This window comes from Brevibacterium sp. UCMA 11754 (genome assembly GCF_021532275.1).
In the GTDB taxonomy this organism is placed as follows: Bacteria; Actinomycetota; Actinomycetes; order Actinomycetales; family Brevibacteriaceae; genus Brevibacterium.
In genome coordinates this window covers 30,549-48,665 of sequence record NZ_JACBOT010000019.1, presented here as the reverse complement: position 1 = coordinate 48,665, position 18,117 = coordinate 30,549, and the positions used below count along the sequence as shown (strand labels likewise).

The window sequence follows — 18,117 nt, the reverse complement described above, 5'->3', positions numbered from 1 at the left end:
GGGCAGGATGGGCACCCAGGGGGCCCGGAATGGGCGCTTCATGTCCGGCGAGGTCTTGCGCAGAACAACGACGGCGATGGAGACGCCGACGAAGGCGAGGAGCGTTCCGATGCTGACCATCTCCGCAAGTACCGCGATCGGCACCAGCCCGGACAGCAGCACCACGGATCCGACCGTCAGCGCCGTCATCAGCACCGGTGTGCCCCAACGGGGGTGGATGCGGGAGAAGATGGGCGGCAGCAGACCGTCACGGGAGAGGGCGAAGCCGATGCGTCCCATTGCGACGATATCGACGAGGATGACCGAACTCAGCCCTGCCACGGCCGCGATGCCGATGAGGATGCCTGCCCACCCGAGCCCGTTCTGGGTGAAGACATCGGCGACGGCATCACCTTCGGAGAGTTTGCTGTAGTGGACCATGCCGGTGACGACGAGGCAGACGCCGACATAGAGGACGGTGCCGATGGCCAGTGTGCCCAGCAGGCCCATCGGCATGTCCTTGGCCGGTTTCTTCGTCTCCTCACCGAGGTTGGCGATGGCTTCGAACCCGGAATAGGCGAAGAAGACAACGGCAGCGGCGACGAAGACCCCGACGACACCGTAGCTTGAGGGCTCGATGCCAGAGACGAACTGCCACAGCAGGGCTTGAAGGCCTTCGGCCGAGCCAGCTTCGACCGGCGCCGAGAGCGGGATGAAGGGCACGAGGTTCGCGGTTTTGATGTAGAAGACGCCGACGACGATGACGAAGACGCAGACGAGGACCTTGATGATGACGAGACCGTTGGTGACCCACTTCGACTCGCGAATGCCGCGCATGGCCACCCAGCCGAGGACGAGTGAGATGAAGATGGCGCCGAGGTTGACGATCGATCCCTCCTCAGCGAACCGCGCCGGTGGGAGGTTGAAGACACCAGCGATATAGCCCGACCAACCGCGGGCGACGACGGAGGTGCCGAGGGCGAACTCGAGGATGAGGTCCCCCAAGCGAAGATCTCACCGATCGTGGAGTAGGCGTAGGAATAGGAGCTGCCTGCTGTGGGGACAGCGGCTACCAGCTCGGTATAGCAGAGCGCGGCCAGCAGGACCACGGCCCCGGCGATGACGAAGGAGATCATCACGGCCGGCCCCGCATGCTCCTTAGCCTCCAGCCCGGTAAGGGTGAAGATGCCGGTGCCAGCCCTCCAGATAGTTCACGGCCCAATTCTCTCTATGACCCACGTCACAGTCCTGGCAGCTTACACCCGGAATGCACACAATGACGGACACGATGGAGCGCGAACACTACTCTCAACTCACCCCCGACCGAAGTCCGCCACCAAAGCGAATTTCTGTCAACCGTCGGAAGATAACGATATCTATAGGGTTCCCTGTGAACCTCGACGCACGATCAGATTTCACGTGTTTTTCGCATACCCGCTGGTCAGGTCCTCGTAGCATTTGAGGATGCCCACAGACACGCCGATGGCTTGACAGCATTTTCGCTTTGATTCGCTCAACAGATGCTCGTAGCGTACATAGTCGCTTCTCTCATGAGGGCCATCACAATGTTGGCCCCACACGATCGGAGGAACACGTGAGTAACTCCAACACGCACCCCGAGGCCAAGCTCCCCGCGGCCCCACACGAGCCGGACCTCAAGACGGTCCGCAAAGCAGTCGCCGCCTCGGCGGTCGGCAATGCCACCGAGTGGTTCGACTACGGCTTGTATGCGGTCTCGATCACCTACATCACCCAACACTTCTTCCCCGGCAGCCACGGCCAACTCCTGGCGCTGCTGACCTTCGCCGTCTCCTTCATCTTCCGCCCGCTCGGCGGCATCGTCTGGGGACCGATGGGTGATCGCCTCGGGCGCAAGACAGTGCTTGCGCTGACGATTCTGCTCATGGCCGGATCGACATTCCTCATCGCCTTCCTGCCCAGCTATGCCACAATCGGCGTCGCCGCACCGATCGTCCTCGTCCTCCTCCGCGTTATCCAGGGCTTCTCCTCGGGCGGAGAGTACGGCGGTGCCGCGACGTTCATGGCCGAATACGCCCCAGACAAGCGCCGCGGATTCTTCGGCAGCTTCCTCGAATTCGGCACCCTGGCCGGCATGGCCGCCGGTTCGCTCTTCGTTCTGCTGCTGCAGTTGGGTCTCGGTGAAGAGACCATGATGGATTGGGGCTGGAGGATTCCCTTCGTCTTCGCCGGCGTCCTCGGCGTGGTCGGTCTCTACATGAGGACCAAGCTCGACGAATCCCCTGTCTATGAGGAGCTCGACGACAACGACCAGGGCAAATCGGTCAAGGAGGTCTTCCGCATTCTCTTCACCGACTACTGGAAGCAGCTGCTCATCCTCGGCGGCATGGTCGTCGCCGTCAACGTCGTCAATTACACGCTGCTGTCATATATGCCCGCCTACCTGCAGGATCCGGTCGGCATGGACTCGAACTCCGCGCTGACGGTGATGTTCCTGGCCCAGGCGTTCATGATGATCCTCATTCCGTTCGGAGGAATACTCTCAGACAAGGTCGGACGCAAACCAGTCTGGTACTTCTCTCTCATCGGCCTGTTCGTTGCAGCCATTCCGATGTTCATGCTCATGGCCAACGGCTTCGTCTGGGCACTCATCGGCCTGGCCGTTCTCGGCGTCCTCTACATTCCACAGATCTCGACGATCTCGGCCACGTTCCCGGCGATGTTCCCCGGACCGGTGCGCTTCGCGGGATTCGCGATCTCCTACAACGTCTCGACCGCAATCTTCGGCGGCACCGCGCCCTCAGCCAATGAAGCGATCATCGGGGCCACAGGGAACACGATCGTGCCCGCCTACTTTGTGATGGGTGCCTGCGTCATCGGCTTCATCGCAACCATCTTCATGAAGGAGACGAAGGGTGCGTCACTGCGCGGCTCCGGTCTTCCCGAAGAGGGCGCCGATGTCGTCTTCGAGGAACAGGAACTCGTCGACGAGTCGAGGTGAGAGTCGACCGAACCCAACGAGCTGCTCAATCAAAATCATTCATTGGTGCTGCTCACCGTCGGCAGGACGGTCTCTGCAATTGCCAACACAGCAGACAACGATGCACTTCCATGAGTCTGCAGGTGTGCAAGATAGACCACCGACGACTCGTCGGCAACGTCGAGTGGAACTGTCACAGTGCCGGGCTCACGCATGGTTGCCGCGACCGAGTCAAAGGTGATGGTGATTCCCATGCCCGCTGCGATCAGAGCAGAAATCGTCTGAGCGTCTGGAAGCTCTAGAATCACCCGAGGCGAGAAGCCCGCGTTGTGGCACAGTCGGATTGTCGTCTCGCGAAGCGTCGAGTTCGGATTCGCTGGGAGAGAGAGCAGGTCTTCACCTGCCAGTTCATCGACGCGAATGAGTTTCCTCCGAGCGAGACGGTGCGAGTCAGGCAAGGTGACGACGGGGCGTTCGATCAGCACGGGCCGCCCGGTGATGGTCGGTGGTTGCCGGGTCCACCTCACAAGAGCAAGATCGAGGCTCCCATCAGCCAACCGGGTCAGTCCTTCGTCGGCGAAGACATTGGACTCAATGGCGAACGTGATGCCGGGATGGTCTTCGTATGCCGCCGCCACCAATGAGGCGGCCATGCCACGCGAGGACGCGCGTGCAAATCCGAAGCCCACTTGCCCGACTTCTCCAGCCGCCGCGCGCTTCACCGAATCGACCGCCACTCGCGCCAGACTGATCATCTGTCGAGCTGGTTCGAAAAGTGCCAACCCTGCCGGCGCCAGGCGCACGTTTCGAGTAGTCCGCTGGAACAGGGTGGCGCCGAGCTCAACCTCAAGTTGCCGAATCGTCCGACTCAGCAACGACTGTCCCATCCCCAGACGCTCCGCAGCCCGGCCGAAATGCAGCTCTTCTGCGAGCGCCATGAACACACGCGCCTGTTGAACTTCCACTCTTCACCTTCCACGCCGGTGGTCTGAAATTCTAGACCTTGTTGAGCATCGCTTCTTACAGATCAGCCGAGACCTTCCACTCGGCCCACTTCTTGGGAATGTCGTCCTTATTCGGTTTGGTGTCCATGAACTTCTTCCATTCCGCGCGAAGCTTCTCGCCTCGCTCGATCAGCTCGTCATTGCGCTTCTGCGCTTCGTCCGTCCACTGACCGTTCTCCTTGAGCCATGCGATAGTACCCGGGTGGAAGGGAATGACTCGAGGCGTGGTCTCAACATCATCGGGCTTCCACCTCGGCGTATTGAGCGTTGACGCTTTGTACTTCGGGAATGTCGATGCCATCGAGCTCACCAGCTTTTTCACCTCGTCATCCGACGCATCCGCGTACGTGGAAATCGGCAAGGTGTAGACGAATCCATGTGTGCTGGTGCCCTCCTCCTGACCTGGCGCATCTTCGAACGGCAGGATGTTGAGCTGCGGTGCCAGCTCGTGCACCCGTTCGATTCCCTTTTTGTCTTTGGGATCGAGTTCAATCCAACTGACGTCGAACTTCGACTCGAGCTCGAAGAGCGAAGAACCATAGACCTGCTGATAGAGAGCATCGATCTGGCCGGATTCTAGCGCCGCCGGCTGCTCCGAATAGGCGACGTCGACCAGCTCCACATCGTCCAGGGTCAGCCCCGCATAGGCAAGGTAGGCTTCGATCTTTCCGTTCACTGATGGGTTTGCGGTCACGTTGGGGATCTTCTTGCCCTTGAGATCGGCGGGGGTCTTGATCCCATCAGACTTGCGTGTGAGCAGCGAGTGCGGCGACAGCGGCGCCCAGACGACGCGCAGGTCCTGTGGCCCCCAGTTCTCGCTGGCGAACTCGTTCTGCCCCTCGAACCCGAAGATGTACTCATCACCAAGCCTGCCCATCTGGGCGATCCCGGCCTTCATCGGGGCCAGTCGGCCGATCGCCGTGTCGGAGGTGATGATTCGCAGTCGCGCGTCGGTATCTGTCGACACCGCATCCGTCACTGCGGCCAAGTCCGCATAGGTCGACGTTCCAGTGCCATAGGTGGCGAATACCAACGGGTCGCGGATCCCGTTCACCTTCTTCGTCGGCGGGGTGCAGGCGCTCAGTGCCAGCGTAAGAGCTAAGAGAATTGCGAGTAATGCGCGAAACTTCATTGTTCGGCCTTCCACATCGGCATGGATCACGGTGTCGTTCTCAGTGGCACGAGCGAAGTCTCAGAAATCAGACACGGACGCCCCGCTGACATATTGCAGAATATATGAACCTAGATTATTGTCATTCAAGTAATATATGCAACACACCACACTATTCGTCCGGGCACGTCCGCAGCTTTCAAGGAAGAAGTGCAGACGTTCGCGCCGACGGATCAGACGCAGCACCACGACACCGCCAGCGCCCAGGCCGCGAATCAGTTGAGGAACGACAATGAACGTCCGAATCACCCCTTTCTGGAAAGCCACCGTCATCACGCTCACCGTGATCGGTGTGCTCATTGCGATGAACCAGGCGTTCTTCTGGAATCCGGGCGGAATCTCGCTGCTGAAGAACGCGTACATGTACGCCGTCCTCGCCGCGTTCCTTCCCATCGTCTTCATCGTCTTCCCTACGAAGAAGTCCCAGAATGACAGACCGGTCTCCATCTACGACATCGCGTTGGCCCTCATCACCTTGGCCACGTGCGCCTACTTCTGCGTCAACGCAGAAAATATCGTGACCCTGGGATGGGACTACGCACCGGTGCCCACTGCCTCAGCACTGTCATTCGTGTTCTGGATCGTGGTGCTCGAAGCTCTGCGCCGCACGGCTGGCCTCGTCGTCACGATCATCGCCCTGGTCTTCTCCCTGTACCCCATATTCACTGCCTACATTCCGATCCCATTCCTGCAGGGAATCCCCTTCGACATCAAAACTGCCGCACAGATCCATGCCATGGGTGTGGACTCCATCCTGGGACTGCCTCTCCAGACCGGTGCGACTATTCTCGTCGGCTTCCTGCTCTTCGGAGTCGCACTTCAGCACTCCGGCGGGGCAACGTTCTTCTACGATCTGGCGATGGGTCTGTTCGGCCGTTTCCGCGGGGGCTCCGCCAAAGTCTCAGTCATCTCTTCGGCATTCATGGGGATGATGAGTGGGTCCGCCGTCTCCAACGTGCTCACCACTGGTCCGATGACCATCCCGGCGATGAAGAAGGCGGGCTTCACCGGACGCTACGCGGCCGGAATCGAAGCGACGGCCGCCACCGGCGGTACGATCATGCCGCCGATCATGGGCACCGCCGCCTTCCTGATGGTGTCCTTCGTCGGCGTCCCATACGGACAGATTGCCCTGGCCGCTGTCATCCCGGCTCTTCTGTACTACATCGGAATCTTCGTTCAGGCTGACGCCTATTCTGCCAAGTCGGGCTTGAAAGGCGTTGCGAAGAATCTTCTGCCCAACGTCGGCAAAGTCGTTGTATTCGGTTGGGCTTATCTCGCGGCTCTCTTAGGCCTGGTCCTCCTCCTGGTGATCCAGAAGAATGAGAGCCAGGCTCCCTACTGGATCGTTGGATTCCTTCTCGTCGTGGCAGTCTTCTCCAAGAAGTACCGCATGGGCATCAAGGGATTCGGAGAGTTCCTCTACAGCTCGGGCAAGACAATTGCCGAGATCCTCGGCATCATCGCCGGCGTCGGATTGATCGTCGGGGGCCTGTCGATGACCGGAGTGAGCTTGTCGCTGGCTCGCGAACTCGTCAACGCGTTCTCCGGCAACCTCATTCTTGTCCTCATCGCCGCAGCCATCACGTCGTTTGTCCTGGGCATGGGCATGACGGTCTCCGCAGTCTATGTCTTCCTGGCCATCGTCATGGCTCCGGCTCTCGTGGAGCTGGGAGTCAATCCGATCGCCGGTCATCTCTTCGTCATCTACTGGGCAACGGTTTCCTACATCACTCCCCCTGTTGCCCTCGCATCCTTTGCCGCGGCGAACATCGCGAGAACTCCACCGATGCAGACTTCCCTGGTCGCGATGCGCTTGGGTGCCGTGAAATATGTGGTCCCATTCGCCTTCGCGCTCAATCCTGCCCTCGTCGCACAAGCACCGTTGCCCGAAGTCCTCATCACCTTCGTCTTCGCCATCGTCGGGGTCTTCTTCCTCGGATGCGCCTTCGAAGGCTGGCTGGTCATCGTCGGACGTAGGCCCAACTGGGTGATGCGGGCCCTCCTCATCGTGGCTGGATTGCTTACATTTGCGCCAGAGTTCGCATTCTCGGTCATTGGCGTAGCCCTCGGAGCCGTCTGCTTCTTCGTCACCCGCTTCTGGAACCTCGGGGGCGAGCACACTCCGCTCGGAATCGACAAAGACGCTCCATCAGAAGAATCCATGCTTGCTGAGAAATAGTCCTATCCTCGGCTAGTCTCGAGCCATGGTCACGTTGATTCCGCAGCAGCCTGATTTCAATGGTTCCACCGCCGAGGCGGCAGTGTGGAATGCCCTGTGCGAGCAGCTTCCCGACGACACGACGATGGTTCACGGCCAGCGCCTGACCGGGGACGATAAGGACGTCGAGATCGACATCCTGGTGCTCTGGCCCGGGTTCGGCATTGCCGTCATCGAGGTCAAGGGCGGTCGGGTCGGCGTCGAGGATGGTCGTTGGAACACGCAGGATTCCCAGGGTCATCGCAATCGACTCAAGGTCTCCCCGCTCGAGCAGGCGATGGTCGCCAAGCACACCCTCGTCGACTACCTGCGGACTAGGGTCTCAACGTTGCCCGGGCCCATCAGCCATCTTGCGGTGCTGCCCTACACTCAGCTGCCCGAGGACTGGGACCAACCGGACGCACCTCGGCGCCAGCTCGTCGACTCCACGCAGCTCGGGTCGGTCGCCAATGTCATCTCCACCCAGTTGAGATACGACTTCAACCCTGAGCGCGACAGTATCTCCACTCCCCACGTATTCGTCCTCAAGAACCTACGTCGGACGAATCAGGCGGTGGAGAATGTCAGCCTCAGGGCCACGGAGATCTCCGACCGCGCCGATGAGCTCAGCCGGGAACAGGCGAAGCTCATCAGCATTCTGCGCCATCAGAACCGGGCCGAGATCAGCGGCGGTGCAGGCTCGGGCAAGACCTACCTGGCGCTGCTCAAGGCCCAGTCGCTCACTCGCGAAGGCAGACGGGTCGCCCTCATGTGCTATTCCCGCGGCCTGGGCCGGTTCCTCCAGCTCTTCACCGCCCAATGGCCCGAAGGCGATCGTCCCGCATACGTGGGCCTGTTCCATGATCTGCCGATCTCGTGGAGAGCGGCACCCGGCAGCGATGACGATTTGCGAATACTGGGAGCGCCGCCTGCCGTTGCAGCTCAAAGACCTCGCGGACGAGCGTCCGCGGAAGATGCTCTTCGACGCGATCGTCATCGACGAGGGCCAGGACTTCAGCCTCCTGTGGTGGGAGGCCGTCCAATCGTGCCTGCGCAATCAAGTCGACGGCACACTCTACGTCTTCACCGACGAACGGCAGCGGATCTTCGGCCGTGAGGGCGAATCCCCGATCACGATGAACCCGATCCAACTCGATGAGAATCTGCGCAACTCCGAGCAGATCGTGGCCGGCTTCCCAGGTCGAAGCTCTCATGGATGCCGGCTGGAAACCCCGGCGACATCGCATTGCTGACCACAGGCAGCAGACATCCCGAGCAGCGATCGATCGTCGAGACCGAGGGAACGTCGGCCTACTGGGACCAGTTCTTCGCCACCGAAGACGTCTTCTACGGCCACCACGTCCTCGGGTTCAATGGCCTCGAACGCCCCGTCGGTGACATGAGTGCCTTCGGCCAGGTCTACGGCGCCTGAAGACGACTGACTGCTCTCCCCCAAGTGCGATTCACCCAGCTTTCGTCGCAGGGTCTGCCATCGTCGCAGGGTCTGCCAGCGTCGCAGGGTCTGGCAGCTTCCGCTTGACCAGCTTCCCGGTCGGAGTTCGCGGCAGTTCCGGCACGAAGTAGAACTCGCGGGGAATCTTGAACCGGGCCAGGCGATCGACCAGCCAGCTGCGGATCTCGTCGGCCTGCCCCGCCTCGGCGACATCATCAGCCAACTGCACAAATGCGACGGGAACCTGGCCCAGTTCGACATCGGCCCTACCCACCACAGCTACATCGTCGATCTGGGGCCGCAGGGCGAGCTCATTCTCAATCTCCTGCGGGTAGATGTTGACTCCCCCGACGATGATGAGGCCCGTGCTGCGCTCGGCGATGTAGAGGAACCTGTCCTCGTCGAGGTAGCCCATGTCCCCTGTCGTCGCCCACGTGTCCGGATGATCCGGGTGCCTGGAGGCCGCGGTCTTCGACGGGTCCTTGTAGTACTCGAACAGTGCCGCCGTGGCTTCGAAGTAAATGACTCCGATCTCCCCGGGCGGCAGCTCCTCACCGTCGGGTCCGCAGATGTGGACGATGCCCTTGACCCCGTCACGGCCGACCGAGCCCGGTCTCTCCAGCGCCTGCTGGCTGTCGATGATGGTCATGCCGTTGCTCTCGGTCGCGGCATAGTACTCATAGATCACCGGGCCCCACCACTCGATCATTGCCCGCTTGACCTCGGGCGGGCACGGTGCGGCGGCATGGATGGCCACCTTCAGACTGGAGACGTCGAAGGAACGTCGCACCTCGTCGGGCAGTTTGAGCATCCGGATGAACATCGTGGGCACCCACTGCGAGTGCGTGACACGGTGCTTCTCGATCAGGCTCAGAGCCTCCTCGGCGTCGAAGCGGGGCATGACGACGACGGTGCCGCCCTGGGAGTGCGTCGTCATCACGAACCGCAGAGGTGCCGCGTGGTAGAGAGGCGCGGGAGAGAGGTAGACCGTCTCATCGTCGAATCCGTAGAGGGTGCGGAACAAGCTGATGAGCGGAACGTCCTCGTCCCCGATGAGCAGATCGGTGGCTCCGGGCAGGATGCCCTTCGGTCGTCCGGTCGTGCCCGAGGAGTAGAGCATGTCGTCACCGCGAGGCTCGACCTCGGGCTGATCCGCCGAGGCGGCCGCGAGCACCGCTTCATACTCATCCCAGCCGGCGAAGACCTCCCTCGCCTCACCGTCGGGGGCGACATCGATGCGGATCCGGTTCTCGACCTGCTGGCACTCGGCGGCGACCTCGCTCGACTTCTCCAACCGGGTCGACAGGAGAATAGCTCGGGCATCGCAGTCATCGACGATGTAAGCCGATTCCGCTGCAGTCAGGTGAGAATTGACGACCGTGATGATCGCCCCTGTGCGCAGGGCTGCCCACAGGGCTTCGATGATCTCGAACCGGTTCTCTGCCATGACCGCAATGTGATCGCCCTTCTCAAAGCCTACCGAGCGCAGGTGGTTGGCCAGCCGCAGGGACCGGTCCTCGAGTTCGCCGAAGGTGAGCACCGCCTCGGTGTCAGCCATGATGAGCGCGGGTTTGTCGGGGTTCCTCGCGGCCCATTTTCCTGGATACATGTCACTTCCTTGTCATCGTCGACATCGGTGGTCATCGAGTCGGTTCAGGCTCGGTCCTCGGCAGGTGCATCGGTCAGGAGGGATCGTGCGATCTGCTGCCAGGTTGCGATCATCGGTTCGGTTTGGGGGTCGAGGTGGGAGAACGTGTAGGTCACGGCCATCCCTCGCATGCTCGAGAAGAGCACGGAGAACATGTGGTCGTACCCTGCCTGTGCTGCGATGACAGGGCCGAACAGCTCGCGGGCGTTCTCCCTCACTCTCTCGAACACGTTCTTCTCGTGCGCTCTGACCTTGTCGGCGAGCGCATCGTCGGTCCGCGACGCGATCCACAGCTCGAGTGCGGTGAAGAAACTCGAGTGCATCAGTCCCGCCCACAAGGTCGTCACGGCCCAGTCGGAGCGCGGTCCCACCTCACCGGCGGGCGGACGCTGTCTGACCAGGGAGCGGCTGAAGTCGTCGGTGCGGTCCTCGAGGTTCCGGTTCAGACGCTGCTGCCCGAGGCGCGTGACCGCAGCTGTGAGCAGCTCCCGCTTCGACGGAAAATGGTGCAGAAGCCTGCCCCGGGTCACGCCGGCCTTGGCCTGGATCTTCATCGTGGTCGTCGCCGAATATCCTTCGGCGAGAAGGCATTCGATCGTCGCATCGAGGATGAGTTCCTTCGATCGCGCGGTCCGATCCGCCTGACCCACGCGGTCGGGCTGCCTGCCTCCGGCTTCGGGTGCTTCGGGCTGACCCACAGTCACTTCGGGGCCATCCGGATCGCACCGTCGAGCCTGATGACCTCCCCATTGAGCATCGGGTTGGACACGATGTGCTCAGCCAGTGACGCGTACTCATCGGGCTCGCCGAGTTCGGCGGCCGCATCGTCCCCGCGTGCGCTCGGCAGATCGACAATGAGCACTTTTCCCCCGGCCGCCAGCAGTCGCTTCGCCGTGGCCAGGCCGAGCCCCGAGGCTCCGCCGGTGATGAGAGCAACCTGGTCGCGAATCTCCATCTGATGACTCCTCTGCATTCGACTCTGCATCCGCCGAAACCACTACCTGGCGAACTTACGGTCTGTCTTGACTGTTTCTCGTCTTCGTGAAAATCTTAACGCACATTCAGTTGTCTGGGTCACAGAGGAGCACAGATGAACGACGCAGTCATCGTCGCCGCACGACGCACACCGACCGGCAAGCGCAAGGGCATGTTCTCGGGCATCCATCCGGCCGACCTGGGCGCCACTGCCGTGGCCGATGTCGTTGCCCAGACCGGAATCGATCCGGCAGCCATCGACGACGTCATCTTCGGATGCGTGTCCCAGTCCGGCGAACAGACCGGTGACATCGCGCGCACCGTCGCGCTATCCGCCGGGCTCCCCGAGTCAGTGCCCGGCGTCACCGTCGACCGGCAATGCGGCTCCTCGCAGCAGGCCGTGCACTTCGCTGCGGCCGGGCTCATCGCCGGTCAGTACGATGTCGTCGTGGCAGGCGGCGTCGAGTCGATGTCCCGCGTACCCATGGGCTCATCTGCCGCCGGCGCGTCCCCATACGGTGAGAAGTTCAACGCCCGCTATGACAACGTCAAGCCGAACCAGGGCATCGGCGCTGAGATGATCGCCGAACAGTGGAAGCTCAGCCGCACCCAGCTCGACGAACTCGCCGTGCGCTCCCACGAACTCGCAGCCGCAGCCACCGATGCCGGTCGCTTCGACTCACAGATCATCCCCGTCCCCACGCAGGCCGGAGAGGTCAGAACCGATGAGGGCATCCGCCGCGGCACCAGTGTGGACACGCTGGCCGGTCTCGACACTGTGTTCAAACAGGACGGCGTCGTCACTGCAGGCAACGCCTCCCAGATCTCAGACGGTTCGGCAGCCCTGCTGCTGATGGCCTCGGCCAAGGCCAAGGAACTTGGCCTGACTCCGATTGCGAAGGTGCACACAGCCGTCCTCGCCGGCGCCGATCCCGTCATCATGCTCACCGGCCCCATCCCCGCGACCGCGAAGGCGCTGAAGAGATCCGGGCTCTCCATCGACGACATCGGAGTCTTCGAGATCAACGAAGCCTTCGCTTCGGTGCCCCTGGCCTGGCTGGCCGAGACCGGCGCCGACATCAACCGCCTCAACCCCAACGGCGGGGCCATCGCACTGGGCCACCCCCTCGGCGGCTCGGGTGCGAGGCTGATGACGACGATGATCCACCACATGCAGCAGCAGGGGATCCGCTACGGTCTGCAGTCGATGTGCGAGGGCGGCGGACAGGCCAACGCCACCATCCTCGAACTGCTCTGAAACTGCTTGAACCCGATCAACGAAGAGGACACCACCTGTGAAGAGAAACCTGTACAACGAGGACCACGAAGCCTTCCGCGGCACAGTCGCGACCTTCCTCGACCGTGAGGTCGTACCCCATGTCGAGGCCTGGGAGGAAGACCATCTCGTCGACAGATCGATGTGGAAGAAGGCCGCCGAGGCAGGCGTCATCGGCCTGACCATCCCCGGAGAATTCGGAGGGGCCGGGGTCGACGACTTCCGTTTCGAGATGGTCCGCAGCGAAGAGATCGCCCGCCGAGGTGTCGGCGGGACCACGAGTGGATGGGGCGTGTCCGACGGCATCGTTCCCGGCTATCTTCTGGCCTTCGGCACCCAGACTCAGAAGGAGAAGTACCTGCCGGGCCTGGCCTCGGGCGAGTCGATCGGTGCGATCGCCATGACCGAACCGAATGCCGGCTCGGACCTCCAGGGCATCACGACCAAGGCCGTACGCGACGGCGACGACTGGGTGATCAACGGTGCGAAGACCTTCATCACCAACGGCTATCACTGCGACTTCGTCATCGTCGTCGCACGCACCAACCCCGATGCCAAACCATCCCAGGGCACCTCCCTGTTCATCGTCGATGACGGCACACCGGGCTTCGAACGAGGACGCAAGCTCAAGAAGCTGGGCATGGATGCCCAGGACACCTCGGAGCTGTCGTTCTCCGATGTGCGCGTGCCCGCCGATGCCCTCCTCGGCGAGCTCGACCAAGGCTTCATCCACCTCATGGTCAATCTGCCGACCGAACGCATGCTCATCGGATCCGGGACGTTGGCGGGCGCCAGGGCAGCACTTGCATGGACAGGCGAGTACGTCTTCACCAGGCCGGCCTTCGGGCGGACGATCGGTGACTTCCAGAACACGCGCTTCGAGCTCGCCGAGCTCGAGACCCGCGTCGATGCCCTCGAAGCATTCGTCGACCGCTGCGCCCTGGCCCTCAACGCCGGAGAGTTGTCTCCCGTCGATGCGGCCAAGGCGAAGTACCTCGGGTCTGATCTCGAGATCGAGGTCATCAACCGGTGTCTGCAGCTCTTCGGGGGCTATGGCTACATGCTCGAATACCCGATCACCCGTGCGTTCAAGGACAGCCGCGTCCAGGCGATATTCGGCGGATCGAACGAGGTGATGAAGGAACTCGTCGGCCGCGATATCGCCAAGCGCTACCGCAGGAAGTAGTCACTCGCCTTTGACTTCGAGGAGCACCTTTCCCTGGACGCTGCGTGAGTCGAGTTCGCCGATCGCGGTCGCAGCGTCGCTGAGCGGGTAGGTGCCGTGGATCGCGGGATTGAGCTTGCCCGCAGCCACATAGTCAGAGATCGCGTCCCACTGTTCGGCGATGTAGCCGGGCCGCTCGCGGGTCGCGGCACCCCAGGCCACACCGTCGACGGAGATGTTCTTCAGCAGCAGACGGTTGACCTTGACCGAGGGGATCTCACCGGCGGTGAATCCGAGGACGAGAAGTCGGCCGTAGGGCGCGAGGACTCGGGTCGAGTCGGTGAAGCGGTCCCCGCCGACCGGGTCGAAGACATAGTCGACTCCGTTCGGATAGATCTCCTTGGTCGCGTCCTTGAAGCCCTCTGCCATGACCACATGTGTGGCGCCGAGCTCGCGCACCGTCTGGGCCTTGGCCTCGGTCGAGACCACGCCGATGACTTCGAGGCCGATGGCCAGCGCCATCTGCACCGCCGCCGATCCGAGTCCTCCGGCTGCGCCATGGACGAGGATGGACTGTCCGGCCTTCGCCTGCGCCCTCAAGCGCAGCGCGAAGTCCGCGGTGAGCACGTTCATCGGCATTCCAGCAGCGTGGGCCAGGCTGATGCCGTCAGGCACGGGCACTGTCTGTTCGTCGGAGGCGACCATGAACTCCGCGAATGAGCCTTTGCCGGGAATCGCAGCCACACGGTCACCTTCGGAGAACCGGGACCCAGGGCCCGCCTCGGCGACGATGCCGGCCGCCTCCGACCCGAGGACGAAGGGCAGGTCATGCTTGACCTGGTACATGCCCCTGGTCTGGAGCAGTTCGGGAAACGTCACCCCGGCATAGGCGACCTCGATGAGGATCTCGCCCTGTCCCGGAGTAGGCCGGTCGACTTCCGCAAGCTCAACATCGTCTGGTCCGGTCAGGGTGGCAACGCGAATGGCTCTCATGATTTCCTCACTGTGGATGAAAGAAGCGTGGGATGACCCACTCATCACTATCACATTCGGTGGTGACCGGCATCACGATTTCAGCTTGACTCCCACGTCTGGGTTGAATACTGTGATTGAAACTGAACGATTGTTCACTCGGGAGGGTCGACGTTGACCACAGCACCTGCAGGATTCGATCCCTCAACCATCGGGCGATGGCTTGAGGACCGGTTCGGAGTCACAGACTTCGACGTCGAAGTCATGTCCATCGGACGCTCAAATCTCACTTTCACGATCACCGTGGACGGACTCCCGCGCTGGGTGCTCCGACGTCCGCCGCTCGGTCACTCCGGTGGAAGTGCCCACAACGTCTCCCGTGAGGGTCGGATCATGGCAGCGCTGTCTGACAGTGCCGTGCCCGTTCCCCACGTCATCGACATCGTCGACGATCCTGAGGTCCTCGACGTGCCCTTCGTCTTCATGGATCACTGCCCCGGGTTCGCCATCAATGAACCCTCCGATTGGGCGCGGATCCCTGCCGGACCACGACCGGACGACAAGCGGACGTGCGCGTTCGGCATGGTCGATACGCTGGCGGCGATCCATCGCGTCGACATCGACGAGGTCGGCCTCGGGGATCTGCGCCGAAACGGCGGTCTCATCGAACGGCAGCTGCGACGCTGGCTCGGGCAGGTCGAAGAGATCTCCATGCGCGACATCCCCATCATCCGTGAGGTCCACGACGCTCTTGCCCAGAGAATGCCAGATCCGGCCGGCAGCCCCGTTGGTCTGGCCCACGGCGACTTCAAACCCAACAACATGATCTTCGCCCCCGACGGCAGCGTCAACGCCGTCGTCGACTGGGAGCTCACGGCAGTCGGCGAGGTGCTCACCGATCTGGGATACTTCGTCGCGATGCTCACGGTGCCCACGGACTACACGAGCATCTGGGTGCCGACCCCCGACCTCGGTTTCCCGGAAGCCGAGGAGATCATCGACCGCTACCAGGAGGTCAGCGGACACGAGGTCCACGACGTCGGCTACTACGAGGCCTTCGCGATGTGGAAGCTCGCGTGCATCCGCGAAGGTGTCTACACGCGCCTGGTGACCGGCAAGATGGGCGACCTCGACCTCGATCCGGAAACCGCCGGCGCCGGCGTCGAAGACCTCGCTCGCCAGGCTCTGACCCTTCTGGAGAAGTCATGAACGCACCTGAGAACAACACGAGAGTCTCCATCGGCGACACGAGGGTCTCCGGCAACGGTGTGAAGATCCCCCTTGCCGACAAGCGCGTCATCGTCACCGGCGGTGCCGGCGGGATCGGTGCGGCGCTGGCGACCGAACTGATCGCGCGCGGAGCCCGAGTGGTCCTCGCCGATCTCGCCCCCTCAGTCACCGACACTGCCGCGGGACTCGGCTCCACCGCCACAGTCCACGCATGGGTGGGAGACGCATCCTCGGTCGACGGAATCGACGATCTCATCGCCTTCGCCGACGACCGCCTCGGCGGAGTCGACATGTACTTCGCGAACGCCGGCATCATCGGTCCCGCGGGACTCGGTGATTCCGACGGCGACTGGGACGCCATCATCGACGTCAACCTGCGCGCCCACATCCGCGCAGCCCAAGCCCTCATCCCCCGCTGGCAGGAGGCCGGGGCAGGATATTTCGTTGCGACCGCCTCGGCGGCGGGCCTGCTCACCCAGATCGGATCGGCCGCGTATTCGGTGACCAAGCACGCCTCGGTCGGGTTCGCCGAATGGCTGTCCCTGACCTACCGCGAGGACGGAATCCGGGCTTCGGTCATCGCTCCGATGGGCGTCGACACCGACCTGCTGCGCGCCAGTGGTGCCGACGGGCCGGCACAGGCAGCAGTCACCGAAGCCGGCACGGTGCTCACGCCCGCCGCCGTCGCGAACGTCGCTCTCGATGCCGTCGAAGCTGAGCAGTTCCTCATCCTCCCCCACCCCGAGGTGCTCGACATGTACCGCATGAAGGGCAGCGACTACGACCGCTGGCTCAAAGGCATGAGCCGCTATCAGAACCGGCTCAACGAAGCGTACCGACTCAAAGAGGAGACCACACATGCTGGAAACGACTGAACGCGGCCGCGACTATCAGGAACGTCTGAGAAGGTTCATGGACGACTTCGTCTACCCCGCGGAGTCCGTCTATGCCCAGCAGATGGCCGCGGCAGACAGCCCGCACACTCAGCCGCAGATCCTCGAGGATCTCAAGGCCGAGGCCAAGAGCCAGGGATTGTGGAACCTCTTCCACCCCGATCCCCAGTGGGGGCCGGGGCTGACGAACCTCGAATACGCTCCGCTGGCCGAGATCACCGGGCACAGCATCGAGATCGCCCCCGAATCCATCAACTGCAACGCCCCTGACACGGGCAACATGGAAGTCTTCACCCGCTTCGGTACCGATGAGCACAAGGAGAAGTACCTGGGGCCTCTGCTCAACGGTGAGATCGCCTCGGCCTTCGCCATGACCGAACCCGCTGTCGCCAGCTCCGATGCCACGAACGTCGAGATGCGCATGGAGCCCACAGATGACGGATTCGTCCTCAACGGCCGCAAATGGTTCGCCTCGAACGGCATGCACCCTCACTGCCGTGTCCTCATCGTCATGGGCAAAACCTCCCCCGATGCCGAGGTGCACCGTCAGCAGTCGATGCTCGTCGTCCCGATCGATGCCCCGGGTGTCACCGTGGTGCGCAACCTTCCCGTCTTCGGCTATCACGATCGGGAGGGCCACGCCGAGATCACCTTCGAAGATGTCCGCGTCCCCGCCAGCGACATCCTCAAGGGCGAAGGCGAGGGCTTCGCGATCAGTCAGGCCCGTCTGGGCCGGGCCGAATCCACCACTGCATGCGTGCGATCGGTGCGGCCGAGCGGGCGTTGGAGCTCATGGTCAAGCGCGCCGAGGAACGGGTGACCTTCGGTGAGAAGCTGTCGTCTCGCGCGAACATCCAGGACTGGATCGCCGAGGCCCGGATCGAGATCGATCAGGCCAGGCTGCTGACGCTGCATGCGGCGGACATGATGGACAAGCACGGCAACAAGGTCGCGAAGAACGAGATCGCTGAGATCAAGGTCGTCGCACCCGCCATGGCATTGAAGATCATCGATCGCGCGATCCAGGTCCACGGCGGTGCCGGTGTCACCGAGGACTTCCCACTGGCCAGCATGTGGGCGCACATGCGCACGTTGCGTCTGGCCGATGGCCCCGATGAGGTGCACAAACGCTCAATCGCTCGGAACGAGATGAAGAAGTACCGCAAGTAGCCGGAGAAGCTGTGCAACACCC

General features: G+C 62.5%; 14 protein-coding genes and 3 pseudogenes. 9 read left to right on the top strand and 8 right to left on the bottom strand.

The window, feature by feature from the left end:
- Nucleotides 1–33: 33 nt before the first annotated feature.
- Both HX613_RS08900 and HX613_RS23035 read right to left on the bottom strand, forming a co-directional pair.
- Nucleotides 34–984 (bottom strand): annotated as a pseudogene (locus HX613_RS08900) (APC family permease); the annotation flags it as partial.
- A 50-nt stretch (nucleotides 985–1,034) separates the two neighbouring features.
- Nucleotides 1,035–1,115, bottom strand: a pseudogene (locus tag HX613_RS23035) (hypothetical protein); the annotation flags it as partial.
- 458 nt (nucleotides 1,116–1,573) lie between these two features.
- Here HX613_RS23035 and HX613_RS08895 point away from each other — a divergent pair.
- Nucleotides 1,574–2,959 carry an MFS transporter gene (locus HX613_RS08895; protein ID WP_235344997.1) on the top strand — a complete coding sequence of 462 codons (1,386 nt, stop codon included), beginning with the start codon at nucleotides 1,574–1,576 and terminating at the stop codon, nucleotides 2,957–2,959.
- 35 nt (nucleotides 2,960–2,994) lie between these two features.
- Here HX613_RS08895 and HX613_RS08890 read toward each other — a convergent pair whose 3' ends face one another.
- Nucleotides 2,995–3,903, bottom strand: a complete 909-nt coding sequence (locus HX613_RS08890; RefSeq protein WP_235344996.1) for a LysR family transcriptional regulator — start codon at nucleotides 3,901–3,903, stop codon at nucleotides 2,995–2,997.
- Nucleotides 3,904–3,958: 55 nt separating this feature from the next.
- On the bottom strand, nucleotides 3,959–5,074 hold the full coding sequence (locus tag HX613_RS08885) for a TAXI family TRAP transporter solute-binding subunit (RefSeq protein WP_235344995.1): 1,116 nt from the start codon (nucleotides 5,072–5,074) through the stop codon (nucleotides 3,959–3,961).
- A gap of 271 nt (nucleotides 5,075–5,345) precedes the next feature.
- Between HX613_RS08885 and HX613_RS08880 the strand changes: the two genes are divergently transcribed.
- The 3 genes from HX613_RS08880 to HX613_RS08870 all read left to right on the top strand — a co-directional run bounded on the left by HX613_RS08880 (nucleotide 5,346) and on the right by HX613_RS08870 (nucleotide 8,745).
- Entirely contained in the window at nucleotides 5,346–7,295 is a 1,950-nt protein-coding gene (locus tag HX613_RS08880) for a TRAP transporter permease (RefSeq protein WP_235344994.1), read from the top strand.
- 25 nt (nucleotides 7,296–7,320) lie between these two features.
- Entirely contained in the window at nucleotides 7,321–8,430 is a 1,110-nt protein-coding gene (locus HX613_RS08875) for a nuclease-related domain-containing DEAD/DEAH box helicase (protein ID WP_235344993.1), read from the top strand.
- A 99-nt stretch (nucleotides 8,431–8,529) separates the two neighbouring features.
- Entirely contained in the window at nucleotides 8,530–8,745 is a 216-nt protein-coding gene (locus HX613_RS08870; RefSeq protein WP_235344992.1) for a hypothetical protein, read from the top strand.
- A gap of 31 nt (nucleotides 8,746–8,776) precedes the next feature.
- Here the strand turns inward: HX613_RS08870 and HX613_RS08865 are convergent, their stop codons facing one another.
- Genes HX613_RS08865 through HX613_RS08855 form a run of 3 tightly spaced genes read right to left on the bottom strand, consistent with a single transcriptional unit; the run spans nucleotide 8,777 to nucleotide 11,369 of the window.
- Complete coding sequence (locus HX613_RS08865) at nucleotides 8,777–10,375, bottom strand: AMP-binding protein (RefSeq protein WP_235344991.1); 1,599 nt, start codon at nucleotides 10,373–10,375, stop codon at nucleotides 8,777–8,779.
- Between the two features lie 44 nt (nucleotides 10,376–10,419).
- The gene (locus HX613_RS08860) at nucleotides 10,420–11,118 is read right to left on the bottom strand and encodes a TetR/AcrR family transcriptional regulator (protein WP_235344990.1); all 699 of its coding nucleotides are present in this window, start codon (nucleotides 11,116–11,118) and stop codon (nucleotides 10,420–10,422) included.
- Nucleotides 11,115–11,369: an SDR family NAD(P)-dependent oxidoreductase gene (locus HX613_RS08855; RefSeq protein ID WP_235344989.1), complete on the bottom strand. Its 255-nt coding sequence runs from the start codon at nucleotides 11,367–11,369 to the stop codon at nucleotides 11,115–11,117. The genes HX613_RS08860 and HX613_RS08855 overlap by 4 nt, the downstream gene beginning before the upstream one ends.
- Nucleotides 11,370–11,504: 135 nt before the next feature.
- Here HX613_RS08855 and HX613_RS08850 point away from each other — a divergent pair, with 135 nt between their 5' ends.
- Nucleotides 11,505–12,647 (top strand): thiolase family protein, encoded by a 1,143-nt coding sequence (locus HX613_RS08850; protein WP_235344988.1) that lies wholly within the window; start codon nucleotides 11,505–11,507, stop codon nucleotides 12,645–12,647.
- 37 nt (nucleotides 12,648–12,684) lie between these two features.
- Nucleotides 12,685–13,851, top strand: a complete 1,167-nt coding sequence (locus tag HX613_RS08845; protein WP_235344987.1) for an acyl-CoA dehydrogenase family protein — start codon at nucleotides 12,685–12,687, stop codon at nucleotides 13,849–13,851.
- Here HX613_RS08845 and HX613_RS08840 read toward each other — a convergent pair whose 3' ends face one another.
- The gene (locus tag HX613_RS08840; RefSeq protein ID WP_235344986.1) at nucleotides 13,852–14,823 is read right to left on the bottom strand and encodes an NADPH:quinone oxidoreductase family protein; all 972 of its coding nucleotides are present in this window, start codon (nucleotides 14,821–14,823) and stop codon (nucleotides 13,852–13,854) included.
- 153 nt (nucleotides 14,824–14,976) lie between these two features.
- Between HX613_RS08840 and HX613_RS08835 the strand changes: the two genes are divergently transcribed.
- The 3 genes and pseudogenes from HX613_RS08835 (at nucleotide 14,977) to HX613_RS08825 (ending at nucleotide 18,095) form a co-directional block, all read left to right on the top strand.
- Nucleotides 14,977–16,011: a phosphotransferase family protein gene (locus tag HX613_RS08835; RefSeq protein WP_235344985.1), complete on the top strand. Its 1,035-nt coding sequence runs from the start codon at nucleotides 14,977–14,979 to the stop codon at nucleotides 16,009–16,011.
- Nucleotides 16,008–16,907, top strand: a complete 900-nt coding sequence (locus HX613_RS08830; RefSeq protein WP_235344984.1) for an SDR family oxidoreductase — start codon at nucleotides 16,008–16,010, stop codon at nucleotides 16,905–16,907. Before HX613_RS08835 ends, HX613_RS08830 begins: the two co-directional genes overlap by 4 nt.
- A pseudogene (locus tag HX613_RS08825) lies at nucleotides 16,891–18,095 on the top strand (acyl-CoA dehydrogenase family protein). Before HX613_RS08830 ends, HX613_RS08825 begins: the two are co-directional and overlap by 17 nt.
- Nucleotides 18,096–18,117: the final 22 nt, after the last annotated feature.

What these genes read in the sequence shown, in the direction of transcription:
- HX613_RS08865 (WP_235344991.1), bottom strand. Translation starts at nt 10,375, where the DNA reads ATGTATCCAGGAAAATGGGCCGCGAGGAACCCCGACAAACCCGCGCTC.
- HX613_RS08880 (WP_235344994.1), top strand. Translation starts at nt 5,346, where the DNA reads ATGAACGTCCGAATCACCCCTTTCTGGAAAGCCACCGTCATCACGCTC.
- HX613_RS08855 (WP_235344989.1), bottom strand. Translation starts at nt 11,369, where the DNA reads ATGGAGATTCGCGACCAGGTTGCTCTCATCACCGGCGGAGCCTCGGGG.
- HX613_RS08830 (WP_235344984.1), top strand. Translation starts at nt 16,008, where the DNA reads ATGAACGCACCTGAGAACAACACGAGAGTCTCCATCGGCGACACGAGG.
- HX613_RS08850 (WP_235344988.1), top strand. Translation starts at nt 11,505, where the DNA reads ATGAACGACGCAGTCATCGTCGCCGCACGACGCACACCGACCGGCAAG.
- HX613_RS08875 (WP_235344993.1), top strand. Translation starts at nt 7,321, where the DNA reads ATGGTCACGTTGATTCCGCAGCAGCCTGATTTCAATGGTTCCACCGCC.
- HX613_RS08870 (WP_235344992.1), top strand. Translation starts at nt 8,530, where the DNA reads ATGCCGGCTGGAAACCCCGGCGACATCGCATTGCTGACCACAGGCAGC.
- HX613_RS08840 (WP_235344986.1), bottom strand. Translation starts at nt 14,823, where the DNA reads ATGAGAGCCATTCGCGTTGCCACCCTGACCGGACCAGACGATGTTGAG.
- HX613_RS08885 (WP_235344995.1), bottom strand. Translation starts at nt 5,074, where the DNA reads ATGAAGTTTCGCGCATTACTCGCAATTCTCTTAGCTCTTACGCTGGCA.